This is a genomic window from Dehalococcoidia bacterium (assembly GCA_035310145.1).
In the GTDB taxonomy this organism is placed as follows: Bacteria; Chloroflexota; Dehalococcoidia; order CAUJGQ01; family CAUJGQ01; genus CALFMN01.
Map to the genome: position 1 here is coordinate 18,492 of DATGEL010000062.1, position 8,659 is coordinate 27,150.

6 protein-coding genes are annotated in these 8,659 nt (G+C 71.7%); 3 read left to right on the plus strand and 3 right to left on the minus strand.

Features of this window, described 5'->3' with window-relative positions:
* Positions 1-468 precede the first annotated feature (468 nt).
* A complete protein-coding gene (locus tag VKV26_12420) occupies positions 469-3,210 on the plus strand; it encodes a GAF domain-containing protein (GenBank protein HLZ70697.1) in 2,742 nt (913 codons plus the stop codon).
* Between the two features lie 62 nt (positions 3,211-3,272).
* Positions 3,273-3,923, plus strand: a complete 651-nt coding sequence (locus VKV26_12425) for a hypothetical protein (GenBank protein HLZ70698.1) — start codon at positions 3,273-3,275, stop codon at positions 3,921-3,923.
* 288 nt (positions 3,924-4,211) lie between these two features.
* On the opposite strand, the gene VKV26_12430 is transcribed toward VKV26_12425, so the two are convergent.
* Positions 4,212-4,922, minus strand: coding sequence for a hypothetical protein (locus VKV26_12430; GenBank protein ID HLZ70699.1), 711 nt, complete (start codon positions 4,920-4,922; stop codon positions 4,212-4,214).
* Positions 4,923-5,312: 390 nt separating this feature from the next.
* On the opposite strand from VKV26_12430, the gene VKV26_12435 reads away from it, so the two are divergent.
* Entirely contained in the window at positions 5,313-6,641 is a 1,329-nt protein-coding gene (locus tag VKV26_12435) for an MFS transporter (protein HLZ70700.1), read from the plus strand.
* 92 nt (positions 6,642-6,733) lie between these two features.
* On the opposite strand, the gene VKV26_12440 is transcribed toward VKV26_12435, so the two are convergent.
* Together VKV26_12440 and VKV26_12445 are read right to left on the minus strand one after the other, a co-directional pair.
* Positions 6,734-7,936: a threonine synthase gene (locus VKV26_12440; GenBank protein HLZ70701.1), complete on the minus strand. Its 1,203-nt coding sequence runs from the start codon at positions 7,934-7,936 to the stop codon at positions 6,734-6,736.
* Between the two features lie 99 nt (positions 7,937-8,035).
* Positions 8,036-8,659: TIM barrel protein (locus VKV26_12445; protein ID HLZ70702.1), on the minus strand; the 624-nt coding region annotated here is incomplete at its 5' end.

Genomic DNA, 8,659 nt, shown 5'->3' on the forward strand with positions numbered 1-8,659 from the left:
AGCACGCGGCCGGCGGGCAATGCGCCGGGGTATGAGGTGCGACCGGTCCGATCGTACGGGTGGGTGGTATATCCAGCGATCGATCCGTGGCGCTGGGCGCGCGGCGCATCATCATGGAGCAAGCCGCCGCGGTTCGGCAGCGGGAGAGCGGACGGCGGGTATCTCACCCGACGCGGCCATGGCCGCGCGGGAGTAAACAACGGGGGCGTGGGCGTCGCGACGCCGCGCCCCCGTTGTGCGTCCAGGAGCGGCCGAAGCCATTCGCTCTACCCTTGCCATCGCGAGCACCCGTCCTCGGGCCGCGCGGCAGCATCGTACATGTTGCCTTTCTTTTTCGGCTCCGTCGCTCCGTGATTGCCCGCCGCAAGCTTTCGGTGATAACTTTGCATCACACTGAATACGTGGTATTGCAGCGTGCAACGACCGAGCGGCGTTTCCGCGGCGCCGGCGGATACAGGCGAGCCTCTCGTGATCGAGAAGCCGCGCTCCGTAATCTTGAATGCCGATGGCGCCGCCGCGCGTGCCGGCAGTAGCCGCGCGCTGCGCGAAGCCGGCTTCGAGGTGACCGAGGCAGCCAGCGCCGAGGAGGCGCTGGCGCTGGCGGCGCGGCTGCCCGATCTGATCGTCCTCGACGCGGACCTGCCGGGCCTCGCCGGCTCCGAGCTGCAGCGCCACCTGCGCGCCGACCCGCGCACCGCGCCGATCCCCGTGCTGCATCTGGCCGACTCCTCGCGCGAGGGGCAGAGCGCCGTCGAAGCCGCGCCGGGACCGGATGGCTATCTGCTGAAGCCGGTGGCGTCGCCGGCGCTGATCGCCACCGTGGGCGCCATGCTGCGCGCTCGCCAGCTCGAAGACGCCGGCCGCTTCCTCAGTGAGGCCAGCGCCGTGCTCGGCGCCTCGCTCGATTCGCGCGAGACGCTGGCGCGCATCGCCCGCCTGGCCGTGCCTGCCCTCGGCGAGCTTTGCCTGGTCTACATCCCCGGAGCGAGCGATCCGATTGGCCCCGTCGAGGCGGCGCACAACGGCTCGGTGCGCGCCGAGGTGCTGCTGGGCGCCTTTCGGCGGTGCTCGCTGGAAAGGGAGAGTGAGCACCCAATCGCCGTGGCCATGCGCTCCGGTCGCTCCGTGCTGTATGGCGGTGTGTCCGCGGCACAGCTCGAGCTGCTGACCGAAGGCGCGGACGGTGAACAATCGCGGCACGCCGTGCCGATCACGTCGTATATGGCCGTGCCGCTGCGGGTGAACGATCGGGTGCTCGGCGCGATCGGCGTCGTCTCGGCCGATCCGCAGCGGCCCTTCGGCCCGTCCGACCTGGCCCTGGCTGAAGACCTTGCCCGCCGCGCCGCCCTCGCCGTCGATCACGCCCGCCTCTATGAGGCCGAACGCCGCGCCCGTCGTGACGCCGAGCTGGCGAGCGAGCGCACCGCGCGCCTGCAGGCGCTCACCGCCTCGCTGGCCGAGGCGCAGACGCCGGCCCAGGTCGCCGCGGTGATCGTCGATCAGGCCGTCTCTGCCGTGAGCGCGTCCTCCGGCTACGTGGCGTTGTTGCGCGACGACGGCTCCGAGTTCGAGATGCTGGGCCAGACCGGCTATTCACGCCGCATCGCCAGCAACTGGCAGCGCTTCCGTGCCAACGCCGGCTCGCCCATCGCCGACGCGGCGCGCACGGGCGAGCCGGTCTGGCTCGAATCGAACCGCGACTGGGAGGAGCGTTACCCGCTGCTCGGCAGCCTGCGGCCCAGCACCGGCAGCGTCGCCTCGGCGCTGCTGCCGCTCAAGCTCGAAGGGCGCGTGATCGGCGGCATGGGGCTGAACTTCCCCGAGGCGCGGCAGTTCACCGCCGAGGAGCGCGCCTTCCTGCTGGCGCTGGCCCGCCAGTGCGCCCAGGCGCTGGAACGCACCCGCCTCTACGAGGCCGAGCGCCAGGCGCGCGCCACGGCCGAGGCGGCGCAGCGCCGGCTCGCCTTTCTCGCCGGCGCCAGCGCCGTGCTCGCTTCCTCGCTGGACTACGCCACGACGCTGGAGAATGCCGCCCGCCTGGCCGTGCCGGCGCTGGCCGACTGGTGCTTCGTCGATCTCGTGGAAGAGGACGATGAGGTGCGCCGCGTCGCGGTCTGCTGCGCCGACCCTGCCGATGAAGACCTGGCGCGGGCGCTGCGCAACTACCCGCCGCGCCGGGAGACACCCGAGGGCGCGCCGAAGGCCCTGCGCACCGGGCAGTCCGTGCTGCTGCCGATCGTGCCGGACGATTTCCTCGCCCGCGCCACCCGCGACCCCGAGCACCTGCGCCTCGCCCGCGCCTACAACCCGACCTCGATCATGTACGTGCCGCTGCTGGCGCGCGGGCGCACGCTCGGCGTGCTCAGCCTCGCCCGCACCGATCCGCAGCGCCCCTACGGCCCCGACGACCTGCGCCTGGCGGAAGACCTGGCCCGCCGCGCCGCCACGGCGGTGGATAACGCCCGCCTGCACCGCGAGGCGCAGGAGGCGCTGCGCGTGCGTGACGAGTTCCTCGCCAGCGCTTCGCACGATCTGAAGACGCCCCTCACCGCAATTCGCGGCATGACGCAGATTTTGCAGCGCCGCGCCGCGAAGCTGGCGGCGCCCGACGCCGGCGCGACGCGGGAGGCGCTGGGCACGATCGACACCGCCGTGACGCGCATGTCCGGCCTGGTGGGTGAGCTGCTGGACCTGACGCGGCTGGAGACCGGCCGGCCGCTGGAGTTGAATCGCGAGATCTGCGACCTGGCCGCGCTGGTGCACAGCGTCGCCGCCGAGCACCAGCGGCTCACCCACCTGCACCGCATCGACGTGCAGATCGCGCCGCAGGCGCTCTACGGCCTGTTCGATCCGGCGCGGCTGGAGCGGGCGATCTCCAACCTGCTCAGCAACGCCGTGCGCTACAGCCCCGATGGCGGCGACGTTACCGTCAGCCTCGCCTGCGAAGGCGAGCCGGAGCGGGTTGCCGTGCTGCGCATCCGCGATGCCGGCATCGGCGTGCCCGCGGCCGACCTGCCGCGCATCTTCGATCGCTTCTACCGCGGCTCCAACGTGCCGGGCAAGATCGTCGGCACCGGCATCGGCCTCTCCGGTGTGCGCCAGATCGTGGAGCAGCACGGCGGTTCCGTGCACGCGGAGAGTGCGGAAGGCAACGGCTCGCTCTTCACGATCGTGTTGCCGCTCGACGCGGATCCCCCGGCCCTCTCCTGAGCACGGCCCACGCAGCCCTGAAACGTGCGAAAATTGCGGAGAACGGGCAGCGGGGGCCGGTAATGCGCCAGGCGCAATCCGACGATGCAACTACTGAGAGACCTGCCGAACCTGCCGCGGTCTTCGCGGAGGCGGCGCTGGCGGTACTGGCGCGCGACGGCCGCGAACCGCTCGTGGCGCTGTTCGCCTTCGTGCAGGCGCTGCCCTACCGCTTTCCGGGGCCGCGCGACGCGGCGCACACGCTTGCGCATGGCTGGGGCACCTGCTCCGGCAAGAACTACCTGCTGGCCGAGCTGCTCGCGGCCGCGGGCGTGCCCTGCGCCCACACGCTGGTCATCGGCGACCTGAGCGTGCGCCCGCCGGCCCTGCCGCCGGCGCTGCAGGGGCTGCTGGACGCGGGGCCGCTGCCCGACGTGCATTCGGCGCTGACGGCGATCGGCCCGGCCGGCCCGGTAACGGTGGACGCCTCGTGGGATCCGCCGCTGGCGCGCCTGGGCTTTACCGTGGCGCCGGCCGGCTGGGATGGCGCCAGCGACACACCGCTTGCGATCGAGCCGGCGGCCGTCTACGCGGTCAGCGGCACGGACCCAACGGCAGAGAAAGAGCTGCTGCGCGCCCGCGTCTTCGGCGGCAAGCCCGCGCTGCTGGCGCGGCGCAACCGCTACCTGCAGCTCCTCTCCGACTGGATCGCAAGCGAGCGGGAGCCTTCATAACCCCTTTCCCCTGCTCTCCCATACGCGGAGGCTGGAAGCTCTGCGTCCGCTCACGAGCGTACGGGAGAGCAGGCGCGGCCGAGCGGAGCTGGAGCACGATGATGTCGGGTTAGCGGGCGCGCAGCTGCGCGGCGACGGGCCGTTCGCGAACGGCCCCTACCATGCCCGGTAGCCCGGCGCCGTCCCGGAACTTCCTGCCACCGATCGCCCCTCTCCCTCTCTCCAGCATTGGGAGAGGGATCAGTGGAAGATCACGGGGGTGCGGACGAGGGCCCCGCCCTCGCCGCGCTAGTGCTTGCCGCCGTGCGAATGCGAGGAGCCGCCCGACTTCGAGGGCCGGGACGACTTGGACGGCTTCGAACCTCCTGCACTGCCGGGCTTGCTGCCCGAGCCGCCGTTGCCGCCGGAGCCGTTTACCGCTCCGCTGCCGCCGATCACCGGCGCGCCTCCGCCCGACTTGTTCGAAACGGCGCCGCCGCCGCCCGTGCAGCCGCCCTGCCCCGAACAGGCCGAGCCGCCCGAGGAGGAGGAGCCGCTGCCCGGTCCCGACGAACCGCCGCTGCCCTTATTACTGATTGCGTTGCCGCCGCCGGTGCAACTGTTCTGGCCGGAGCAGCCGCCGGCCGCCGCGTGGTAGGCCGGCGAGCCGCCCGAAAGCGTGTGCGGGTCGGGGGCGCCGTTCGCGGGCTTGATCTCGTTCAGCGCGTGCGGGTCGGCGTAGACCGGCTGCCCCGAGGGCGCGTGCACGGTGTTGCTCGTCGGATCGTAGCTGTAGCCCGGCGCCAGCGTGCCGCCGCGGGTGTAGCCGCCGTGGTATTCGACGTAGTGGGTCGTGTTCCAGCCGTAGTGCGTGTACAGGCCGCCCCAGTACCACGGCAAGTACGGATAGTAGAGGCCGGTTTGGTAGGGCGAGGCGAAGGCATGCGTGGCGCTGCACGCCGCGCCCAGCAGCACGAGCGCCAGCAGGGCGAGACCGCCGAAGCCGAGATAGCGCCGCATGGTGCTCCTCCATCACCGGTATCGTTCAATGGCGCCGAAGGCGCCGCTTTTCCAAGCGTGCCGGCGGCCGCCGCGAACATTCGTTATTCGAACAAACTCCTTTCAGTATAGGCAGGTACAGCGACACGGCCGCGCCGTCCCGCGGATCGTTTCGCGCCCAGACGATCGATCGTGACGAGCATCGATCGCGGGCGCCGGCGTCCAAACCGATCAGCGCCGGCTGACGGTCTGCAACTTGACATACCCCGTGCGGGCGTCCCCGGGCGCGGCGCGGCGTCCGCGCAGGAGGCGCTACAATGGTCCGACGGGGCGGGATGGCGGCCGGTGGGCGGGATGGACACGGTCCCTCTGGCGTGACGACGAAGACGGGGAGGGGCCGCCGGAGTGGACGTGGAGGCGACGCGCCAGCCCGACCCTGCGACGCCGGACAGCGCGGGACCGCCGCCTGCAGCGCGGCCGCATGTGCCGCGGGCGCCTTCCGGCTGGCAGCGCTACTTCGGCGCCCTCAAGTACGGTCCGCTGCGGTTGGTCTGGCTGGCGCAGATCATCTCCCAGGTCGGCGACGGGATGATGACCATCGCCCTGATCTGGCTGACGATCAACCTGGCGCACGGCTCGTCGAGCTCCGGCCTCGCGCTCAGCGCCATCCTCGTCGCGCAGACGCTGCCCTACATCTTCGGCGTCTTCACCGGCGCGCTTGTGGACCGCTGGGAGCGGCTCTCCACGATGCTCGCCTCCGATATCAGCCGCGGCGTGATCGTGCTGTTGATCCCGATCATCAACGCCATCAGCCCGTTGCACGTCTGGGAACTGACGGTGATGTCGTTCCTGCTGGGCTTGGCGGGGCAGTTCTTCGACCCGGCCAAGGCCGCGCTCACGCCCAGCCTCGTGCCGCCCGAGGAGTTGACCAGCGCCAACGCGCTGCTGCAGTTCACCCGCCAGGTGCTGTTCATCGCCGGCCCGGCGATCGGCGGCTCGCTGATCGCGCTGGCCGGGGCGCTCGGCGTCTTCTGGGTGGACGCGGTCTCGTTTTTCGGCTCGGCCGCCGTGCTGCTCGTGCTGCGCCGGCGGAGCGCCCGTGTCTACAAGGCGCCGGGCAGCGCCACGCGCAGCGGCTCCGACATCCTGCGCGACATCGCCGCCGGCTTCCGCTACATTCATCACCGCGCCCGGCTGCGGGCGGTGATCGTCGTCGGCGCCGTGCTGAACTTCATGCTCTCGCCGCTGCCGCTGCTGATCCCGCTGTACATCAAGCGCGTGGTGAAGAGCGGCGCCATCCAGTTTGGCTCGCTCACCTCGATCATCTTCGTCGGCTTCGCCGTCGGCGCGGTGATCGTCTATGTCTGGGGCAACCGCCTGGGCAAGGGGCGATTGGCGGGCGCGGCGATCGTGGGCACCGGCATCGCCTCAGCCGGCTTCGCGCTGGGGCTGCCGCTCTGGCCGACGATGGCGATCGGCGCGGTGGGCGGCGCCGGCATCGGCATCGCCAACATCGCCGCCACCACGATCGTGCAGGAGCAGAGCGCCGACGAGTTCCGTGGCCGCGTCTACGCCTTCTACGACAGCCTGGCGCAGATGGGGCGGCCGCTCTCGCTGGTCGTGGGCGCCTTCGCCGCCGACGCGCTGGGCATCCGCGCCGTCTTCCTGATCGTCGGCGTGGTCACCGCGCTCACCGGCGTGCCCGTGCTGGCCGTGCCGTCCCTGCGCGACACACCGTGACGAGGAAACAGGGAACAGGGAGCAGGGAATAGGCAATTGGGAATAGAGGACGAGGGGCGCCCTCCCCATTTCCTATTGCCTCGTCGGGCCGCTCAGATGTCATCTGCCGGATCGAGCACGGGCAAGTCCGGGGCCAGCAGCTCGGGGTATTTCAGGCCCGTGCCCGTGTTCAGCAGCAGCACACGTTCGCCCGGCTGAATCGCGCCCTGCTCATGCAGGCGGATCGCGGCGGCAAGCGTGGCGGCGCCTTCCGGGCAGATCAGCGTCCCTTCCAGCGCGGCGAGCTCAGTCATCTTCGCTGCGATCTCCGCGTCGCTCACGGCCACGCAGGCGCCGCCGGTTTCGCGCACGGCGCGCAGCACCAGAAAGTCGCCCAGCGCCTTCGGCACGCGGATGCCGCTGGCGATCGTGCTCGCGCCCTCGCAGAAGTCGGAGTCCTCGCGGCCGGCCGCGAAGGCGTGCACCAGCGGGGCGCAGCCCTCCGCCTGCACGGCGAAGAGACGCGGGCGCACGTCTGCCGCCAGCCAGCCGAGGGCACGCAGCTCGTCGAACGCCTTCCAGATGCCGATCAGGCCGACACCACCGCCCGCGGGATAGAGGATGACCTCCGGCGGCCGCCAGCCGAACTGCTCGGCCAGCTCGAAGCCCATCGTCTTCTTGCCCTCGATGCGGTACGGCTCCTTCAGCGTGCTGGCGTCGAACCAGCCGTAGCGCTGTGCCGCGCGCCCGATAATGCGGCCGGCGTCGGAGATCAGGCCGCGCACAAGATACGTCTCGGCGCCGCAGGCCCAGGTCTCTTTCTGGTTGATCGCCGGCGCGTCGGCGGGCATGACGATGTGCGCCTTGATGCCGGCGCGGGCGCAGTAGGCCGCCCAGGCGCCGCCCGCGTTGCCCGCCGTGGGCATGGCGATCTCGGCGATGCCCAGCTCCTTCGCCTTCGAGACGCCGGCCGCGGCGCCGCGCGCCTTGAAGCTGCCCGTCGGGTTCAGCCCCTCGTCCTTCATCCACAACTCGGGTATGCCGAAGCGCGCGCCGGCGCGCGCCAGCCGCAGCACAGGCGTGAAGCCCTCGCCCAGCGAGACGATGTTGGCCGCGTCTGCCACCGGCAACAGCTCACGGTAGCGCCACATCGTCGGTTCGCGGCCGGCAAGCGCCTCGCGCTTCAGCTCGGCCGCCGCCCGCGCCAGGTCGTAGCGCGCCAGCAGCGGCGAGCCGCAGACGCACAAATTCGCCGGCTCGTTCGCCGGGTACGTCGCGCCGCACTTTGGGCATTCGAGATGGGAGAGATAGCTCACGATTGGCAGCCTCGTCCGAGCTTGCGTTATGCGTGGGCGATGCAGGTCGTGCCGCGGTGCTGCGAAGGTTTTCCAGGCCGCCGCCTGGCGCGGGCTCCCCTACGCCGGCAGCACGCCCTCGCGCCGCAGCAGGGTGAGCGCCTCGGTCAGCGCCGGCTCCGGCTGGTGCTGGTTAATCTCCAATGTGCGGATCGGCGCGGGCGCCACGCCGCGGGCGACGTAGTCCCACTGCACGTCGCCCAGCCCCGGCGCACGGTGGTCGATGATGCCCTGCATGTCGTGCAGGTGGCAGCCGACGACGCGCCCGCCCAGCTTCGCGAACCACTCCTCGCGCGGCACGAGACCGAGGCGGTGCAGGATTTCGGCGTGGCCCACGTCGTGCCAGTAGCCGGCCTCGGCCGGGTCGTAGTCCGCCAGCAGCGAGAGCGCCTCGTCGGGCAGCGGAATCTCGTGATACCACATGCGCGTCTCGATGCCGAGGCGCACGCCGCGTCCGCGCGCGTGGCCGGCGATCGCCTCAAGGCTGCGCGCCGCCGCCGCCAGCGCCGGCGGCGCACGGCGGGCACGCTCGTCTGCCGCTTCACGCCGGGCCTCTTCGACCTCGGGGCCGCTCCTCTTGCCGCTGGCAAACATGCCGCGTAGGCGGCTGTCGCCGCGCACGCCCGCGCTGCCGACGCCGCCGAGATGCACGACCACGCTGCCGGCGCCGGCTTCGGCGGCAAA